15 protein-coding genes, 2 pseudogenes and 1 riboswitch are annotated in these 17,068 nt (G+C 71.5%); of the genes and pseudogenes, 15 read left to right on the top strand and 2 right to left on the bottom strand.

Features of this window, described 5'->3' with window-relative positions; genetic code table 11:
- Window positions 1–12: 12 nt before the first annotated feature.
- Genes AB0I23_RS08635 through AB0I23_RS08610 form a run of 6 tightly spaced genes read left to right on the top strand, consistent with a single transcriptional unit; the run spans window position 13 to window position 5,945 of the window.
- Window positions 13–960, top strand: a complete 948-nt coding sequence (locus tag AB0I23_RS08635; RefSeq protein WP_359108120.1) for an ABC transporter permease — start codon at window positions 13–15, stop codon at window positions 958–960.
- Between the two features lie 3 nt (window positions 961–963).
- Window positions 964–1,965, top strand: coding sequence for an ABC transporter ATP-binding protein (locus AB0I23_RS08630; protein ID WP_359108118.1), 1,002 nt, complete (start codon window positions 964–966; stop codon window positions 1,963–1,965).
- Window positions 1,962–2,990: an ABC transporter ATP-binding protein gene (locus tag AB0I23_RS08625; RefSeq protein WP_359108116.1), complete on the top strand. Its 1,029-nt coding sequence runs from the start codon at window positions 1,962–1,964 to the stop codon at window positions 2,988–2,990. Before AB0I23_RS08630 ends, AB0I23_RS08625 begins: the two co-directional genes overlap by 4 nt.
- 2 nt (window positions 2,991–2,992) lie before the next feature.
- Window positions 2,993–4,507 carry a glycoside hydrolase family 32 protein gene (locus AB0I23_RS08620; RefSeq protein WP_359108114.1) on the top strand — a complete coding sequence of 505 codons (1,515 nt, stop codon included), beginning with the start codon at window positions 2,993–2,995 and terminating at the stop codon, window positions 4,505–4,507.
- Between the two features lie 29 nt (window positions 4,508–4,536).
- The gene (locus AB0I23_RS08615) at window positions 4,537–4,968 is read left to right on the top strand and encodes a hypothetical protein (protein WP_359108112.1); all 432 of its coding nucleotides are present in this window, start codon (window positions 4,537–4,539) and stop codon (window positions 4,966–4,968) included.
- Between the two features lie 14 nt (window positions 4,969–4,982).
- On the top strand, window positions 4,983–5,945 hold the full coding sequence (locus tag AB0I23_RS08610) for a carbohydrate kinase family protein (protein ID WP_359108110.1): 963 nt from the start codon (window positions 4,983–4,985) through the stop codon (window positions 5,943–5,945).
- 46 nt (window positions 5,946–5,991) lie between these two features.
- Here the strand turns inward: AB0I23_RS08610 and AB0I23_RS08605 are convergent, their stop codons facing one another.
- A complete protein-coding gene (locus AB0I23_RS08605; protein ID WP_359108108.1) occupies window positions 5,992–7,293 on the bottom strand; it encodes a hypothetical protein in 1,302 nt (433 codons plus the stop codon).
- A gap of 365 nt (window positions 7,294–7,658) precedes the next feature.
- Here AB0I23_RS08605 and AB0I23_RS08600 point away from each other — a divergent pair, with 365 nt between their 5' ends.
- The 7 genes from AB0I23_RS08600 (at window position 7,659) to AB0I23_RS08570 (ending at window position 15,850) form a co-directional block, all read left to right on the top strand.
- Entirely contained in the window at window positions 7,659–8,888 is a 1,230-nt protein-coding gene (locus AB0I23_RS08600) for a beta-ketoacyl-[acyl-carrier-protein] synthase family protein (protein WP_359108106.1), read from the top strand.
- A 76-nt stretch (window positions 8,889–8,964) separates the two neighbouring features.
- Entirely contained in the window at window positions 8,965–10,830 is a 1,866-nt protein-coding gene (locus AB0I23_RS08595; protein WP_359108104.1) for an acyl-CoA dehydrogenase family protein, read from the top strand.
- A 282-nt stretch (window positions 10,831–11,112) separates the two neighbouring features.
- Entirely contained in the window at window positions 11,113–11,373 is a 261-nt protein-coding gene (locus AB0I23_RS08590; protein ID WP_359108102.1) for an acyl carrier protein, read from the top strand.
- Window positions 11,370–12,593 (top strand): beta-ketoacyl-[acyl-carrier-protein] synthase family protein, encoded by a 1,224-nt coding sequence (locus AB0I23_RS08585; RefSeq protein WP_359108100.1) that lies wholly within the window; start codon window positions 11,370–11,372, stop codon window positions 12,591–12,593. The genes AB0I23_RS08590 and AB0I23_RS08585 overlap by 4 nt, the downstream gene beginning before the upstream one ends.
- Window positions 12,594–12,676: 83 nt before the next feature.
- Window positions 12,677–12,864, top strand: a riboswitch (cobalamin riboswitch).
- A 63-nt stretch (window positions 12,865–12,927) separates the two neighbouring features.
- Window positions 12,928–13,968 carry an ABC transporter substrate-binding protein gene (locus tag AB0I23_RS08580; RefSeq protein WP_359108098.1) on the top strand — a complete coding sequence of 347 codons (1,041 nt, stop codon included), beginning with the start codon at window positions 12,928–12,930 and terminating at the stop codon, window positions 13,966–13,968.
- On the top strand, window positions 13,965–15,059 hold the full coding sequence (locus AB0I23_RS08575) for a FecCD family ABC transporter permease (protein WP_436846896.1): 1,095 nt from the start codon (window positions 13,965–13,967) through the stop codon (window positions 15,057–15,059). The genes AB0I23_RS08580 and AB0I23_RS08575 overlap by 4 nt, the downstream gene beginning before the upstream one ends.
- Window positions 15,056–15,850, top strand: coding sequence for an ABC transporter ATP-binding protein (locus AB0I23_RS08570; protein ID WP_359108096.1), 795 nt, complete (start codon window positions 15,056–15,058; stop codon window positions 15,848–15,850). The genes AB0I23_RS08575 and AB0I23_RS08570 overlap by 4 nt, the downstream gene beginning before the upstream one ends.
- A gap of 108 nt (window positions 15,851–15,958) precedes the next feature.
- Here AB0I23_RS08570 and AB0I23_RS08565 read toward each other — a convergent pair.
- Window positions 15,959–16,279 (bottom strand): annotated as a pseudogene (locus tag AB0I23_RS08565) (PRC-barrel domain-containing protein); the annotation flags it as partial.
- Window positions 16,280–16,495: 216 nt separating this feature from the next.
- Between AB0I23_RS08565 and AB0I23_RS08560 the strand changes: the two are divergent.
- Both AB0I23_RS08560 and AB0I23_RS08555 read left to right on the top strand, forming a co-directional pair.
- Window positions 16,496–16,693, top strand: a complete 198-nt coding sequence (locus tag AB0I23_RS08560; protein ID WP_359108454.1) for a hypothetical protein — start codon at window positions 16,496–16,498, stop codon at window positions 16,691–16,693.
- 206 nt (window positions 16,694–16,899) lie between these two features.
- Window positions 16,900–17,019 (top strand): annotated as a pseudogene (locus AB0I23_RS08555) (adenosylcobinamide amidohydrolase); the annotation flags it as partial.
- Between the last annotated feature and the right edge of the window lie 49 nt (window positions 17,020–17,068).

The raw sequence follows: 17,068 nt of genomic DNA, 5'->3' as shown, positions 1-17,068 counted from the left end.
AGGAGAAGCCCCATGAGTGTCCTCGACTCCCGCACGGAGCTCGCCGTGCCACGGGCGGCGCCCCCGGTCGCCGCCGCCCCGAAGGTCCGTCGCGCCCGTGCCGGGCTGCTGCGCTCGCTCCTCGCCAACCGCAAGGCGCTGTTCGGTGCCGTCGTCCTGGTGCTGTTCGTGCTGCTCGCGCTGCTGGCGCCGCTGATCGCCCCCGGCGACCCGTCGAAGATCAACAGTCTGGGCGCCGTCGCGCCGTCGGCGTCCCATCCGCTCGGTACGACCGCCAAGGGGCAGGACGTCCTCGCACTGACCCTGTGGGGTGCGCGCAGCTCGCTGCTCGTCGGCTTCTCGGTCGGGATCGCCGCGACCGCCCTCGCCGTGTTCGTCGGCATGGCGTCCGCCTACTTCGGGCGGCTCGTCGACGACGTGCTCTCGCTCGTCACCAACATCTTCCTGCTCGTGCCCGGCGTACCGCTGCTGGTCATCCTCGCCGCGTTCATGCCGCCCGGCACCACGACCGTCATCCTGGTCCTCGTCGTCACCGGCTGGGCGGGCTCCGCCCGGGTGCTGCGCGCCCAGGCCAAGTCGATCCGTGGCAAGGACTTCGTCGCCGCGTCCGTCGTCACCGGTGAACGCGCCGTACGGATCATGTTCCGAGAGATCCTCCCCAACATGGCGTCGGTCGTCATGACGACGCTGCTCGGCTGCGTCATCTTCGGCATCGGCGCCCAGGCGGGCCTGGAGTTCCTCGGCCTCGGTGACGCGAGCGTCGTCAGCTGGGGCACCAACCTGTACTGGGCCGGCAACGACGGCGCGCTGATGACCGGCGCCTGGTGGGTGTTCGTGCCCTCCGGCCTGTGTATCGCCCTCGTCGCCTTCTCCCTCGCGATGGTCAACTACGCGGTCGACGAGATCACCAACCCGAGGCTGCGCGCACGCCGCCCCAGGACCGCCACGAAGAAGGGCTGAACGATGACCGTGCCCTCCTACCGGACCGCCTCCCCCCACCGGCCGGTTCCCTCCCGCGAACCCGTCCTCGACGTACGGAACCTGCGCGTCGAGTACGGCGGGGACGGCCGCACCGTCGTCGGCGCCGACAACGTCTCCTTCACCATCGGCGCGGGCGAGATCTTCGGCCTCGCCGGGGAGTCCGGCTGCGGCAAGTCGACGGTCGCCAACGCCGTGATGCGCCTGCTGAAGCCGCCCGCGCAGATCACCGCCGGATCGGTTGTCTTCAACGGCCGTGACGTCCTCGCCATGGACCCGCGCGAACTGCGCGCCTTCCGCTGGCGCGAGATCGCCATGGTGTTCCAGTCCGCGATGAACTCGCTCAACCCGGTCCTCACCATCGGCGAGCAGATCGGCGACATCTTCACCACCCACGAGCGGACGAGGAAGCGCCAGGCCCGGGCCCGCGCCGGGGAACTCCTCGAACTCGTCGGCATCGACCCGGCCCGGCTGAAGGCGTACCCGCACCAGCTCTCCGGCGGAATGCGCCAGCGCGTCGTCATCGCCATGGCCGTCGCCCTGAAGCCGACGCTGCTCATCATGGACGAGCCGACCACCGCGCTCGACGTCGTCGTGCAGCAGGAGATCATGGACCAGATCGGCGACCTCCAGTGCGAGCTGGGCTTCTCCGTCCTGTTCATCACCCACGACATGTCCCTGATGGTCGAGCTGTCCCACCGGATGGGCGTGATGTACGGGGGGCGGCTCGTCGAGCTCGCGGCGGCGAAGGAACTCTTCGCCCAACCGCTGCACCCCTACACCCAGGCGCTGATGAACGCCTTTCCGCCGCTCACCGGACCGCGCGTCGAGCTCACCGGCCTCGCCGACACCCCACGCACGGAACACGGCTGCGGCTTCCACGCCCACTGCCCGGACGACCGGTCCGACTGTTCGACCAACATCCCCGACCTGCGCGAAGTGGCCGCCGGCCGCTTCGTCGCCCGTACCAGCGGAGGCGCGCGATGACGGCCCCGGCCACCGCGACCCGTGCCCCGCTGCTGAGCGTGCGCGGGCTCACCAAGGACTTCCGGATGGGCGGGCTGTTCTCCCGTGACCGTCACCGGGCACTGAACGCCGTCGACCTCGACATCCCGCACGGCCGGATTATCGCCCTCGTCGGCGAGTCCGGCAGCGGTAAGTCGACCCTCGCCCGTTGCCTGGCCCGGCTGGAACAGCCGAGCTCCGGTCAGGTACTGCTGGACGGCGAGGACGTACTGAAGACGCAGAAGCGGGGCGCGTCCCGTGCCTACCGCTCAACCGTCCAGATGGTCTTCCAGGACCCGTTCGGTTCTCTCAATCCCGTTCACCGGGTCGAGCACTTCCTGCGTCGGGCGCTGCTCGTGCACGGGCGGCCCGCGGGCGAGGACGAGTTGCGGGAGCTGATCACCACGGTCGGGCTGACCGAGGACATGCTCCAGTCGTACCCGCACGAACTCTCCGGCGGTCAGCGTCAGCGTGTCGCCATCGCTCGCGCGCTCGCCGTCGACCCCCGGCTCGTCCTCGCCGACGAGCCGACGTCCATGCTCGACGTCTCCGTACGCGTCGGCATCCTCAACCTGATGCGGCGGCTGCGCGACGAGCACGGCATCTCCATGCTGTACATCACGCACGACCTGGCCTCGGCCCGGTATGTCGCCGACACGACGCAGGTACTGTTCGCCGGTGAACTCGTCGAGGGCGGCGACTCGCTCGCCCTGATGGACCGCCCCGCCCACCCGTACACCCAGCTCCTGCTGTCGGCCGTGCCCGACCCGGAGCGCACCGGGGGCTACGACCCGGTTGTGCGGGCCGGGCTGCGCGCCGCCGTGCTGACGCCCGAGTCGTGCCCGTACGAGAACGAAGGCACGTGCAGCCGCACGGAGCCCGTCCGTCACCTCATCGGTGAGGACGACGGACAGCCGCACTGGGTGCGTTGCCATCTGTACGCCCCCGCCACCCCCACCGCGCGCCGCGTCCTGACCGCGGCCACCCCGGAAGCCGAGAACGTCTGATCATGACCCATGACCTCACCCTGCCCCGCGCCCGCCACCAGGACGCGCCGAAGGGCTTGGCCGAACGGGCCGTCCTCGACCCGCACCGGCCCCGCTTCCACTTCACCGCTCCCGGCGGCTGGCTCAACGACCCCAATGGGATGACCCATTGGGACGGCGTCTACCACCTCTTCTACCAGTACAACCCCCTCGCCGCCGCGCACCACCGCATCCACTGGGGCCACGCCACCAGCCGCGACCTCGTCACATGGACCGACGAACCCGTCGCCCTCGTCCCCGGGACCGACGGCCCCGACCGTGACGGCTGCTGGTCCGGCGTCCTCGTCGACGACGGCGGCACCCCGACCCTCGTCTACTCCGGTCGGCACGGCGATCGTGAACTCCCTTGCGTGGCCACCGGATCGCCCGATCTGCGCAGCTGGCGCAAGGACCCCGCCAACCCGGTGATCGCCGCCCCGCCGGAGGGCGACCTCACCGCCTTCCGTGACCACTGCGTGTGGCAGGAGGACGGCACGTGGCGCCAGCTCATCGGCTCGGGTATCCGGGGCGTCGGCGGCACGGCGTTCCTGTACGAGTCCGAGGACCTGCGCAGCTGGCGGTACGTGGGCCCGCTCCTCACGGGCGACGCGAGCGCCGGCACGGCGGCCGACCTCGACTGGACCGGCACCATGTGGGAGTGCGTCGACCTGTTCCGGATCGACGGCACCGACATCCTCGCGTTCTCCGCCTGGGACGAAGGCACCACGCACCACCCGCTCTACTGGACCGGACAGTACGAGGGCGACACGTTCACACCGCGCGAACTTCACCGACTCGACTACGGACAGAGGTACTTCTACGCCCCGCAGTCCACCCGCGACGCACTCGGCCGACGCATCATGCTCGGCTGGCTCCAGGAGGGCCGCGACGAGGACGCCATGGCCGACGCCGGCTGGTGCGGAGTGATGTCCCTGCCGCGCGTGGTCACCCTGGGGGCCGACGGCCTGCTCGCCCAGGCACCGCTGCCGGAGCTGGCGCGCCTGCGCCGCGACGCGGTCCACACCGGTGCGTTCGCCGTCACCGACGGGACCTACGTCCAGCTCGACGACGTCCGCGGCGACCAGTTCGACATCGAGACGACGCTTCGCCTCGCCCCCGGGGCCGTTGCCCGGCTCGTGGTGCGCGAGACCCCGGACGGTTCGGAGCGGACCTTCATCGAAGCGGCACGCGCCGAGGACGGCACCGGCACCCTGCGACTGCGCCGGGAGGGCAGCAGCCTCGACCCGGCTGTCGACACCGAACCCCGTTACGGGGAACTGCCGTTGACCGGCGACGGCACGGTGAACCTCCGGGTCCTCGTCGACCACTCCGCGCTGGAGATCTTCGCCAACGGGCGCGCGCTGGCCGCCCGGATCTACCCGACCCGCCCCGACGCCCTCGGCGTGGGCATCGCCGCCGTCGGCGCAGTCGCCGTGGAGCGGTTCGACGCCTGGCAGATGGCCGCCGTCTTCGACGGTCCGCGCCCGCTCTGGCCCTGAACGACGTCCCCCACCTTGAGGAGACGACCGTGTCCCTTTCCCGGCGTGGGCTCCTGTCCTCGGCCGGTCCGACGCTGCCGGCCCCCTCGGGGGGACCGGCCGGGCGTCGGCCGCGCCCTCCGTCCCCGTTCCGGCTGGGCGCCGAGCGGCGGGTCGGCTCGGTGACCTCGCCCCGCGCCGTGGACGGTTACGCCGTGAACCTCGACCCGAACCTGCGGACCACCCGGTTCTTCCGCAAGGATGGCGGTGTGACGACCGTGCCGGCCGACGCGCCGTTGCTGGTCCGCGCCGGGCCGGCGCTGTCCTTGCGGATCGGCGCCCGGGGAAGCCGGATCGAGGTGTTCGTCGAGGGTCTGCCGACCATCGACGTGACCGACACCCGGCACGCGCGAGGCAGGATCGGACTCGAGGTGTTCGGTGGCCGCGCCGTCTACCAGGACACGTACGTACGCGCACTCTAGGAGAGATCGCACCCATGCCCGAAACGGTCGACACCCTCGACTCACCCGGCTCGCCCGGCTTTCTGGTCATCGGCGAATGTGTCGCCGACATCGTCCGGCTGCCGGGCGAGGACGACCGGGTCCACCCCGGCGGCAGCCCGGCCAACGTCGCGTACGGACTCGCCAGACTCGGCCGGTCCAGCACCCTGCTCACCCAGCTCGGCCCGGACGCCGAGGGACGGCTGATCGCGGACCATCTGGCGTCCGCCGGAGTAGTGGTGCGTACCGACGGCTCCACCGGGCCCACCCCGTCCGCCTCGGTGGCGCTGGACGCGGTCGGCCGGGCCGCATACACCTTCGACATCACGTGGACGCTCTCCCCGGTGGAACCGGAGCGGCCGCCCCACCATGTGCACACCGGCTCGATCGCGACGGTCATGGAGCCCGGCGCGGCCACCGTCCTCGCCGCCGTCGAGTCGCTGCGTACCCTCGCGACCGTCAGCTACGACCCCAACGTGCGGGCGGCCCTGATGGGCGACCACGGCGAGGCCGTTCGCCGGGTGGAGCGCTGCGTCGCACTCAGCGATGTGGTCAAGGCCAGCGACGAGGACCTGCAGTGGCTGTACCCGGGGGAGTCCCCGGGGTCCGTCGCGGCGCGCTGGCTGACCACAGGTGGACCCGCCCTCGTCCTCGTGACCCGCGGGGCCGACGGCGCTTCGGCCTTCACTCCGGCCGCGCGGACCAGGGTCGACGCGCCCCGCACCGAGGTCGTCGACACGGTGGGGGCGGGCGACGCGTTCATGTCGGGCACGCTGCACGCCCTCGCCTCGCACGGGCTGCTCGGCGCCGCAGGACGGGACAGGCTGCGTGCCATCGATCCGGAGACCGTCACCGATGTGCTGCAGCACGCGGCTGCTTCCGCGGCGCTCACCGTCGCACGCGCCGGTGCCAACCCGCCCGACGAAGCGGAGCTGCGCGCGGCGCTGACCCGCGTCTGAGCACGGCTGTGCCACCGCCCGCCCGACGGCGCAGCGGGGCCTGCGGTCACGCGTGCGGTGACGGGAGCATGTGCGGTGGGCTGTCGTCGTCGAGGAACTCCACGACCGCCAGGGCGAACAGAGCCGCCAGGGCGATCCACACCGTGACGAGTCCTGTCGGCCGGTCCCACACGAGCAGGACCGCCGCGGCGACCGCGACGACCGTCCAGTCGAGCCACTGCTTCGCCCGGTGCACCCAGGCGCCGACCGGACCGCCGGTGAAACCGGCCGCGTCGCGTACGGCGCCGATGCCGTCGTTCCACATGGCCTTGACCCGGGTGGCGGCGCGGCCCTCGCCGGAGAGCCAGGCCGCGAGCGCCACGACCACGCCGAGCGTGACCACCAGCCGGACCACGGCGCGCAGATAGATGACCAGGGCGTCGAAGACGGAGGCGGCCGCCGGCTGCGACACCGACGCCGGAAGGCTGTCCAGATAGAAGGCGCGGAACACCCACAGCGCCAGGCCCAGCACCGCACCGCCCACCGCGATCGCGAGGGCCGCCGTGATCAGTGCGCGGCGTCGGCGCACAGCGAGCAGCACCCCGCCCGCGGCGAGCACCAGAGTCACCACCGGCAGCCAGAACCCGGCCAGTTGCAGCAGCCGGAACCCCTTCTGGGCCTTGCCGACCGCGTCGGACGTCAGCACGGTGAAGTCGGTGTGGATCTCGGGGATCTTCGCGGCGATCGTCAGCCCGTGATCGACCAGGAGTTGCTTCACCCGGTCGATCACCGGGGCGAGATCGATGACGACCCTGTCGTCGGTGAGCTTCACGGTCCCGCCCCCGCTGCCGGTCAATGCCTTGACGGCCGCCGCATGGGCGTCGCGGTTGAGGCCGACCCACAGCTTCTCGAAGGCGTCCGAGGCCACGAACTTCTCCACGGTCCCGTGCACGAAGTTCGTGAGGCCCGTGGTGAGCGGGCCGCTCAGCCGCCCCAGCGCCTTGTCGAGAACCGGCCGGTCCGCGGGGGCCACCTGTTCGAGCAGCGCATGGACGTCCAGATGCGTCATGACGACGTCGGTGACGCGGTTCGACACCGCGGCCTGCACATCGGGGTCGGACGCCAGGGGCTTCATCATCGCCACATAGCGGTCGGTGTCACCGATGTCGTTCTTGGCCCAGACGGCGACGACGCTCAGCGGCGTGAGGACGGCCGCGACGAGGATCAGCAGCACCGCGAAGAGCGAACGGATCCGGGGCCGGGACCGCACGGGCGTACGCGCCTCCAGCTGTGTCACCCGCGCACGCAGCGCGTCCAGTTCGTCGTTGGCCGGGAGGGGCTGTGACTCGTCGTGGTCCTCTGATGCCATGACCCAAGGGGATGCCCTGCGCGTCCGGGCAGCACGGCGAGTTGCTCCGGACGGGTGAGCCGGGGGCGCGTGCGGGGCGTGAGCCGTTTGTGCTCGCGGGCTCCTCGCGCCCCCGTTCGGCCCAGTGAACGCATCCTCACCGGGGTGACGGCCGTTCGCCAGCCGGGGCCTGACCGGTTGCGGGGATCGGAGCAGCGAGTGCCGAGGGGATACGTACTCGACGGCGGCGTGCAGCCGGATGCGGGGGCGGTTACGGGTGAGCGGAATCACCGCCTTCGGGGGCGGTCCGGCCTGGAGTCCCGCCGTACTTCGCCGGCCAGGAACCCGCACGGACCACGCACAGTGCGCGACGGAAGGAATGGCACATGACGCAGGCTGACACCGGGGTCGCGGTGACGGGAGTGGGGCTGGTGACCCCCGCGGGCGCCGACGAACAGGCCTTCTGGGCGGGGCTGTGCGCGGGACACTCCGTGGCGCGGCGCTGTGACGAACTGGCCGGCCTGTCGGTCGACTTCGCCTGCCCGGTCGACGGACTCGACCTGGACGCGGCGGTGGGCCGGCGCTCGGTGTGGCGGATGGCACGGTTCGTGAAACTGGCCGTGATCGCCGCCGGGCAGGCTGTCGCGGACGCCGGACTCTCGCCGGAGGACTGGGACGGGAGCAGGGTCGGCGTGGTGCTCGGCGTCGGCGTGGGGGGTGTATCCGTCCTCGTCGACAACCTTCGCAAGCTCGACGGGGCGGGACCGGACGCGGTCTCTCCGCTCCTGGTCCCGATGATGATCCCGAACGCGGCGGCCGGGGAGCTCGCCATCGCGCTGTGCGCCCAGGGGCCCAGCCTGGCGCCCGCCACTGCCTGCGCGTCCGGGGCGACTGCGATCGCTGTCGCCCGTGATCTGCTGACGAGGGGCCGATGCGATGTGGTGGTGGCGGGAGGTGCGGAGTCCGCGCTGACCCCGCTCGTGGTGGCGGCCTTCGCAAAGATGGGGGCGCTCTCCACCCGTAGCGGCGATCCTGCGGGCGCGTCGCGGCCGTTCGCCACGGACCGGGACGGTTTCGTCCTCGGGGAGGGGGCAGCCGTGCTGGTGCTGGAGCGGACCGCCGACGCGCACGCCCGCGGCGGACGGCCGCGCGCGCTGCTGACCGGCGTGGGTTCCAGTACGGACGCCCACCACCCCACCGCCCCGACACCCGACGGGCGCGGTGCGCAGCAGGCGGTGGAGGCGGCGCTGCACGAGGCGGGCTGGGCGCCCCACGAGGTCGACCACATCAACGCGCACGGCACATCCACTCCGCTGAACGACGCGATGGAGACCGCGCTCATCTCCCGGCTCTTTCCGCACCGGCCCTCGGTCACGGCACCGAAGGGCGTACTCGGACACACCCTCGCCGCGTCCGGGGCGATCGAGGCGGTGGCGACCGTACTGACCCTGGAGCAGGGCATCGTGCCGCCGATCGCCAATCTGGACGCGCTGCCGGACGGGTTCGTGCTCGACTGCGTGACCAAGGAGCCGCGCCGGCAGTCCGTCCGGCGCGCCGTCAGCCATTCCTTCGGTTTCGGCGGACACAACGTCGCACTCGCCTTCCAGCGCGTCTGACCGGTCGGACCGCCCGTCGGACCCGGTGGGAGCGGCGAGGGTGTGTCCTCGCCGTTCCTTCATCGTTCTCATGTTCATGAGCGCAACGATCGACAGCACCGCCGTCCACTCCACCGCTGATCTGTTGAGAGGCGTCCTCTTCGGCGCGAACTTCCGCCAGGAGCACGGCTCCTGGCGGTGGCTGATCTCCACCGAGCCGTTCCGCCGCCCGGCCGGCGGCACTCCCGGCGAACGTCTCTCCCTGACGTACGAACGGCTGAGGATCCTCAACAGCGCGCTCGAGAGCGCGGCCGGGCCGGCCGCCGACCCCCGCGCCCTCGCCGCGCTGCACGAGTGGCTCGGACCCGTCGATCCGGCGCTCACCACCGTGGCGGGCATCCACTACAACCTCTTCCTCGGCAGCCTCCTCGACCACGACGGCGACAACAGCCGTGACCTGTCGGACTTTCTGCGGCTGCGGCGCATCGGCACCTTCCTCTGTACGGAGGTGTCGCACGGAAACGACGCGGCGGCCGTCGAGACCACGGCGACGTACGACCGCGCACGCGACGGCTTCGTGCTGCAGACCCCGCACGCCGGGGCGCAGAAGTTCATGTCCAACACCAGTCCGGCCGGCGGCCCCAAGACCGGGCTGGTCGCGGCGCGCCTGCTCGCCGACGGCGCCGACCACGGCGTCTTTCTCTTCCTGGTGCCGCTCACCGACGACACGCGCGCTCTTCCGGGGGTACGCGTCCGCAGGCTCCCGGCGCGCCTGGGCAGCCCCGTCGACCACTGTCTGACCTCCTTCGACCGGGTCTTCGTGGGGCGTGACGCACTCCTTGGCGGTGAGCACGGACGGATCGGCGACGACGGGGAGTTCAGCAGTGTTCTGCCCAATCGCAGGCGCCGCCTCCTCACCTCGATCGCGCGCGTCACGGTCGGCAAGATCTCCATGAGCGCCTGCGCGGTCGGTTCCGCGCGCGCGACACTCGCCGTCGCCGTGCGCTACGGGGGCCACCGGCTCATCTCAGGGACGCGCACCACGGAACGGGTGCGGGTGATCGCCCATCGCAGCCATCACGGGCCGCTCGCCGAGGCCATGGCCACGGTGTTCGCGATGAGCCTGCTGCACCGCAGGGCCCTCGACCGATGGGAGGAACAGCTCGGGACCGGCACCGAGACGGGACGGGCCGAGGCGGAGCGGCTGGTCGCCGTCGCCAAGGGGTGGATCACCTGGCAGGCCCGTACCGTCGTCCTCGAATGCCGCGAACGGTGCGGAGCACAGGCACTGTTGGAGAACAACGGCATGACCGAGCTGATCACCGGTGCGGAGGCGGTGATCACCGCCGAGGGCGACAATCTGGCCATCCACGCCAAGGCCGCCGCCGAAATGCTCTTCGCCGCCTCCTCGGCCGCGGACTGCGGCACCGCGGACCGAGCGACCGGACAGCTTGCCGACCCCCGGTTCCTGGGGTGGCTGCATGCGCAGATGGAGGACATCTGGTTCGCCCGCGCCAGGGAGCGGATGAGCAACGCACCGCACGGTGATCCGCTGACGCGGTGGAACGCGGCGTCCGGGCCCGCCCTGCGAGGCGTCGAGGCGCACGCCCGCCGGAAGGCGGCCGAGGCGTACGCCGAGGCGGTCGCAGGACTGCCCGAAGGGCCGGGCCGCGAGAGACTGGCCGAACTGGAGCGGCTGTTCGCCCTCCAGTGGGTGGCTCGCAACAGCGGTGATCTGCTGGCCGCCGGTCATCTGACCACCGATCAGACCAATGCCCTGCCGGACGCCGTCGAGCAACTCATCGCCGTCGTCGCCGGGCATCTGCCCACCCTGATCGAGTCCTTCGCGCTGCCGGACGAGGTGCTGGCGGACTGGCCCATCGCGGGGGCCGACTACGTCGATGCGTACGACGATCCGGAGGCGTCCTGGCACACCGGCACCGAGACGGAGGGGGAGCGGTGACGGCTTCGGGCGAGCGCACATCCGGGCAGTTGCGCCGGGCACGGGACATCGTCGGGGCCCTCGGAATCCGGGCCGTTCTGCCGGCGTACTGGGGCACCGTATCCGTCCTTTCCCGGCGCTGTACGAAGCCGCGGGTGATCGTTGGCGAATCGGTTCGCCGCAAGGCGTAACCGGCAGATCGGAAGCCCGTTACTTCGGCGTCGGGACGGTGCGTTCCGCAGTCCCGGGTATCGGCACCCACATGACTCGCACGACCTGCGCGACCTAGCGAAGAGGAAGATCATGAGCGCGATTCACCCCAGGATCACCGACGTTCTCACGAACACCTTCAAGGTGCCCGCCGCCGAGATCCTTCCGGGTTCCACGATGGACAGCCTGGAGATGGACTCCCTCGCCGTCGCCGAGTTCGCCGTCATCATCAAGGAGACTCTGGGGGTCGAGGCCGACTCCGACAAGCTCTACAGGGACGCCACCCTCGCCGACATCACGACGTTCATCGATGCTGCGGTGAGCGGCGACCCCGCGATGAGCAACGCCCGATGAACAGGCCTGCCGTCGCCGTCACCGGCCTGGGGATGATCACCCCGGTCGGCAACGACACCGGCACCACCTGGGACGGAGTGTGCGCCGGGGTCTCACCGGCCCGCACCGTCCCGGAACTCGAAGGATGCGCGATCGACTTCGCCTGCACGGTCTCCGGCATCGATCTGGACGAAGCGGTCGGCGGCCGCACGGCCTTCCGGATGGGGAGATACGTCAAGCTCGCCGTCCTTGCCGCACGGGAAGCGGTCGCGGACGCCGGACTGGACCCGGCCGACTGGAACGGCAGCCGGGTCGCCGTGGTCGTCGGCACCAGCAGCGGAGGCTCCGCGGGCCTGACCGAAGAGGCCGTCGCCCTCGACCGGCGCGGACCGGGGGCCACTTCACCGGCGGGGATCCTCCTCACCATTCCGAACATGCCCGCGGCGGAGATCGCCATCCAGATGGGGGCGACCGGTCCCAGCCTGGCGCCGTGCACCGCCTGTGCGTCCGGGGTCACCGCGCTCTCCGTCGCCCGGGACCTGCTGGTCACCGGGCAGTGCGACGTCGCGATCGCCGGAGCCACCGAATCGATCGTCTTCCCGGTCGCGATGACCGGATTCGCCCGGTCCGGCGCGGCCGTCACGAGGGACGGCGACCTGGCCCGCCTCTGCCGGCCGTTCGCGGCCGACCGCGCCGGTCTCGTCATGGGCGAGGGCGCCGCCGTCATGGTGCTGGAACGGACGGACGACGCACGGGCCAGGGCGGCGGTCCCGCGGGCGCTGCTCGCCGGGACGGGCGCCACCACCGACGCCCACCATCCCACCAGCCCGCACCCGTCCGGCGCCGTCGCCCGGGCCGCGGTCGAGGCCGCGCTGCGGGACGCGGGCTGGCGGGCCGAGGACGTCGAACACGTCAACGCGCACGGCACGTCGACACCGCTGGGCGACGCCACCGAAGCCGCACTCATCAGCCGGGTCTACCCGCACCGGCCACCGGTCACCGCCCCCAAGGGGGTACTGGGCCACTGCATGGGGGCTGCCGGAGCCATCGAGGCGGGGCTGACGATCCTCACACTGCAGCACGGGATCGTACCACCGATCGCCAACCTGGACGCCCCGGCGCCCGAGTTCGACATCGACTGCGTCACCAGAAAGCCCCTCCGCAGACCCGTTCGCCGTGCCGTGAGCCATTCCTTCGGGTTCGGCGGCCACAACGCCGTGGTCGCCCTCCAGCGCCCGTAGGCACGGGGCGGACCGGGTCCGTGCGGTACGGCCGGGGCGCCTCCCGGCCGTACCGCACCGCCGCCGAGCCACGCGGACCAGCGTGATAACGTGCCGAAGCCAGTCAAACTCCACGTAGGGGTCAGGGAATCCGGTGCGAATCCGGAGCTGACGCGCAGCGGTGAGGGGGACGGGCGGGGCCACGGCCACTGGGACATCCACGGGTGTCCTGGGAAGGCGTCCCGTCCGAAGGAACCCGAGTCCGAAGACCTGCTGGCACCTGCCATCCGGTACCGGGCGGCAGCACTCCGTACACCGGGCCCCGCGCATGGGCCCTGAGACGCAGAGGGACTCCGTGCCGTCCATAGCCAGCCCTGCCCGCACCGCCGCCCTGCTCTCGGCGGCGTTCCTCCTGCTGAGCGCGTGCGGCGGCGGGACCCACAACTCCACGGCCAAGTCAGTTGGTGGCGAAGGCTATCCGGTGACGTTCAGGAACTGCGGCCGCACCGTCACCGTCGAAGCCGCACCGCATCACGCCGTCTCCGTCGACCAGGGATCGACGGAGATCCTGCTCTCCCTCGGCCTCGCCGACCGGCTGGCCGCCACCGCCACCTGGACCGACCCGGTGATGAAGGAGCTCGAGAAGGCCAACGCGAAGGTGCCACGCCTCTCGGAGAACCGGCCGTCGTCGGAGAAGGTCCTCGACCAGGAACCCGACTTCGTCAGCGCCTCGTTCGAATCGACCCTCGCCAAGGGCGGCGTCGCCCCCCGCGAACAGTTCGAGCAGCTCGGAGTCCCCACCTACGTGTCGCCCGCGGACTGCACCGGCAAGGACAACAGCGGCGGCGGCGACGGAGCCCGTACCGAAGCACTGACCATGGACAGCGTCTACGGTGAAGTGCGCGACCTGGCCGAGGTGTTCGGCGTCCAGAAGCGCGGCGAGGAGCTCGTCGCCCGGCTGCAGGAGCGGGTGAGGAAGGCCACCGACGGCATCGACGCCTCCGACGCCACCCTCCTCTACTGGTTCTCCGACTCCAAGGCCCCCTACCTGGCGGGCTGCTGCGGCGCACCCGGCGTCATCACCAGGGAACTCGGAGCAAAGAACGTCTTCGACGACACCCATGAGGAATGGCCGCAGATCAGCTGGGAGACCGTCGCCGACCGCAATCCCGACGTCCTGGTCATCGGCGATCTGACGCGCAGGGCACAGACCGCCGAGAGCGCCGCGAAGAAGATCGAGTTCCTGGAGTCCAACCCCGCGACGAAGTACATGGACGCGGTCAAACACCGGCGGTACGTGCTGCTCAGCGGCCAGGCCATGAACCCGTCCATCCGGACGGTCGAGGGCCTGGAACAGGTCGCCGCCGGGCTGCGGACGTTCGGGCTCGCCGGGTGACGGACACCGGACGGACCGCGGCGGTACGGACGGAGCAGCCACCCGGAACCGAAACGCACCGCCGGACCGGTGACGCACGGGGGCTGCGCGACGGTGTGCTGTGGGGCGCGGGCGTCGCCCTGCTCGCGCTGTCCGTCGCCGTCGCCGTCACCATCGGCCCCGCCCGGATCTCCGTCGCCGACGTCTGGTCCGCGGTGGCCGCCCATCTCGGCGTGGGCGACGCGCGGCTCACCCCGATCCGGGACGGCATCATCTGGAACCTGCGCATGCCCCGCACCCTGCTCGCCGCCGTGTGCGGCGCCGGGCTCGCGGTGTGCGGCACGGTCATGCAGTCCCTGCTTCGCAATCCGCTCGCCGACCCGTTCGTCCTCGGGGTCTCCTCCGGGGCGTCGACGGGCGCGGTCGTGGTCGTCGTGCTCGGGGTGGGCGGGGGAACGGTGTCGATCTCCACCGGGGCATTCGTCGGGGCGCTCTGCTCGTTCGCCCTGGTGATGCTGCTCAGCCACACGCTCGGCGGTACGACGGACCGGGTCGTCCTCTCCGGCGTCGCGGCCATGCAGCTGTTCTCCGCGCTGACCTCCTTCGTGGTGATGACCTCGGCCGACGCCGAGCAGACCCGCGGTGTGCTGTTCTGGCTGCTCGGTTCGCTCAGCGGGGTCGGCTGGACCGATGTATGGGTCTGCACCACTGTGCTCGGTGTGACCCTGCTGATCTGCCTGGGGCACGCCCGTACGCTCGACGGCTTCGCCTTCGGGCAGGACGCGGCCGCCGCCCTGGGAGTCAATGTCGGGCGCACCCGGATCGTGCTGCTCTGCGCGACCGCGCTGCTGACCGCCGCGCTCGTCAGCTCGGCGGGCGCCATCGGCTTCGTCGGGCTGGTGCTGCCGCACGCCGCCCGGGCGCTCACCGGCTCCGGGCACCGGCGGCTGCTCCCGGTCACCGCACTGGCCGGGGCGGTGTTCCTGGTCTGGGTCGACACGCTCGCCCGGACCGTCCTCGATCCGCAGGAGGTGCCGGTGGGCGTCGTCACCGCCCTCATCGGCGTACCCGCGTTCGTATCAGTCCTGTACCGCACCCGGAGGACCACATGACACCCATCGGCACCGCCGCGGGTCTGCGCGCCGAGCGGGTCTCCCGGGAGGCGGGCGGCCGTCTCGTCCTCGACGGGGTCTCGCTCGTCCCGCCGCCCGGCGCGACCGTCGGGCTCATCGGACCGAACGGCTCGGGCAAGTCCACGCTGCTGCGGGTGCTCGCGGGCGTCCTCACGCCGGTGGCGGGCGTGGTGACCCTCGACGGCGAACCGCTCGCCGCGATCGGCCGGCGCACCGTCGCGCAGCGGGTTGCCGTGGTCGACCAGCATGCCGATACCCAGGTCGAGTTGAGCGTCCGGGACGTCGTGGGGCTCGGCCGCATCCCGCACCGCCGCGCCTGGTCGGCGCCCAGCCGCGCGGACGACGACGCGGTACGCGAGGCGCTGGAACGCACCGGTCTCGCCGACCGCGGCGACCAGTTCTGGCACACGCTCTCCGGGGGCGAGCGCCAGCGTGTCCAGATCGCCCGCGCACTGGCGCAGCAGCCGCGTGAACTGCTGCTGGACGAGCCGACGAACCATCTCGACATCCAGCACCAACTGGAGCTGCTGTCCCTGGTCACCTCGCTGCCCGTCACCGGCGTCATCGCCCTGCACGACCTCAATCTGGCCGCGATGTTCTGCGACCGGATCGTCGTCATGAAGGAGGGGCGAGTGGTGGCCGCCGGTGCCCCGGAGCAGGTGATCACCGAGGAACTCATCGCGGATGTGTACCGGGTCCGGGCGGTGGTCACCCAGGACGGCCCGGACGGGCGTCCCTCGGTGCGATTTCTGCCCGGACGGGCGGAGTAGCAGGACATACGGAGCAGGGGGCGGACCGGTACGGTGCGGGTCCGCCCCCTGGCCTGTCCGCTACCGGGCCCTTGCCTGCCCGGTCGCCGAGAGGGGGCGCGGAACTCACCTGGTGAGGTCGTAGTGACGGTAGAGCTCCTCCTCCTCGGAGACGGAGAGATGCGCATCCGCGTCCACCCTGGGGGCGCCCTTCACGCGGTCCTTCCGATGGGGGATGTGCAGATCGGAGCCCACCCGGCGAGCGCCGTCCAGGGGCACGAAACTCTCCCTCATGCCGAACAGGCCGGTCTTCACCGTGATCCAGTCCGGTCGGCCGGTGGCGTCGTCGAGATACACCCGTCCCACGGTGCCGACCTTCTCGCCCTCGGTGTCGTACACCGTCAGGCCGTCGAGCTCCTTGGAATCCGTGAAACCGTCAGCGGTTCCCATGACCGGTTCCTCCTCGCCCGGGCGCGTCCTGTGGGCTGCTCCACCAAGGCGGGCACGTCCGGCTTCCATCGCGCCCCACCCGGAGGGACGATGCAACTTCCCGGCCCGGAACGGTGGCCCGTCGCGTCCGGGGCGGCAGCGTGCGATGCCGGTGGTGGGGGAACAGACCCGGCGTTGGGCCGTTCGAGTGAGGTCGTGACGGTGTGGAGGCATTACGTGGGATCGCGGACGGCTACCTCGGGCGGTTCGGCCGAACGGTGCGCCGACCGTACCGCCGTCATCGGCATCGACATGATCTCCGAACTCGGCGTCTTTGCCAACACGTCCGTGGTCGGCGCGCTCGTGGCGATGCTCATCGGCCGCATCCCGCTGAGCTTCATCCGCACGGAGCCGTGCCGCCCCTTCCGCATATGATCGACAGGCCGTTTCCGACCGTGGTCCTGCTGTGCCATCGGGGGTGCATCATCCTCTTGGACCCACTGCTGCGTTCTGGGCGCATCCCGAACGGTTTTGGATGCACTGGTTCCCCGCTTTCGCTTCCCATTCGGCGACGGCCCTTCGTGGGCACGGTCCTTTGTGAGTGGGCGGGTTCGCTCAGCAAACCGACAGCAGCTCGCAACCCCCACGGACCGGTGTGCATCGCCTCACCGGAGCCTGGACCCGGCGCGGCCGGGGAACCGTTCGCGGGCCCGCGCTCGACGTGGGGATCGCGACTCGCCCGAGCCGTGCACACCGCCGTACGGGAAGCGCACTGCGGCACCCTTGACCTCGCACCGCCCACGCGCCGAC

The sequence above is a fragment of the Streptomyces atratus genome (assembly GCF_040655115.1).
Taxonomy (GTDB): Bacteria; Actinomycetota; Actinomycetes; order Streptomycetales; family Streptomycetaceae; genus Streptomyces; species Streptomyces atratus_D.
This window is presented reverse-complemented; position numbering and strand designations above follow the sequence as displayed.

What these genes read in the sequence shown, in the direction of transcription:
- AB0I23_RS08635 (WP_359108120.1), top strand. Translation starts at nt 13, where the DNA reads ATGAGTGTCCTCGACTCCCGCACGGAGCTCGCCGTGCCACGGGCGGCG.
- AB0I23_RS08630 (WP_359108118.1), top strand. Translation starts at nt 964, where the DNA reads ATGACCGTGCCCTCCTACCGGACCGCCTCCCCCCACCGGCCGGTTCCC.
- AB0I23_RS08625 (WP_359108116.1), top strand. Translation starts at nt 1,962, where the DNA reads ATGACGGCCCCGGCCACCGCGACCCGTGCCCCGCTGCTGAGCGTGCGC.
- AB0I23_RS08620 (WP_359108114.1), top strand. Translation starts at nt 2,993, where the DNA reads ATGACCCATGACCTCACCCTGCCCCGCGCCCGCCACCAGGACGCGCCG.
- AB0I23_RS08610 (WP_359108110.1), top strand. Translation starts at nt 4,983, where the DNA reads ATGCCCGAAACGGTCGACACCCTCGACTCACCCGGCTCGCCCGGCTTT.
- AB0I23_RS08605 (WP_359108108.1), bottom strand. Translation starts at nt 7,293, where the DNA reads ATGGCATCAGAGGACCACGACGAGTCACAGCCCCTCCCGGCCAACGAC.
- AB0I23_RS08600 (WP_359108106.1), top strand. Translation starts at nt 7,659, where the DNA reads ATGACGCAGGCTGACACCGGGGTCGCGGTGACGGGAGTGGGGCTGGTG.
- AB0I23_RS08595 (WP_359108104.1), top strand. Translation starts at nt 8,965, where the DNA reads ATGAGCGCAACGATCGACAGCACCGCCGTCCACTCCACCGCTGATCTG.
- AB0I23_RS08590 (WP_359108102.1), top strand. Translation starts at nt 11,113, where the DNA reads ATGAGCGCGATTCACCCCAGGATCACCGACGTTCTCACGAACACCTTC.
- AB0I23_RS08585 (WP_359108100.1), top strand. Translation starts at nt 11,370, where the DNA reads ATGAACAGGCCTGCCGTCGCCGTCACCGGCCTGGGGATGATCACCCCG.
- AB0I23_RS08570 (WP_359108096.1), top strand. Translation starts at nt 15,056, where the DNA reads ATGACACCCATCGGCACCGCCGCGGGTCTGCGCGCCGAGCGGGTCTCC.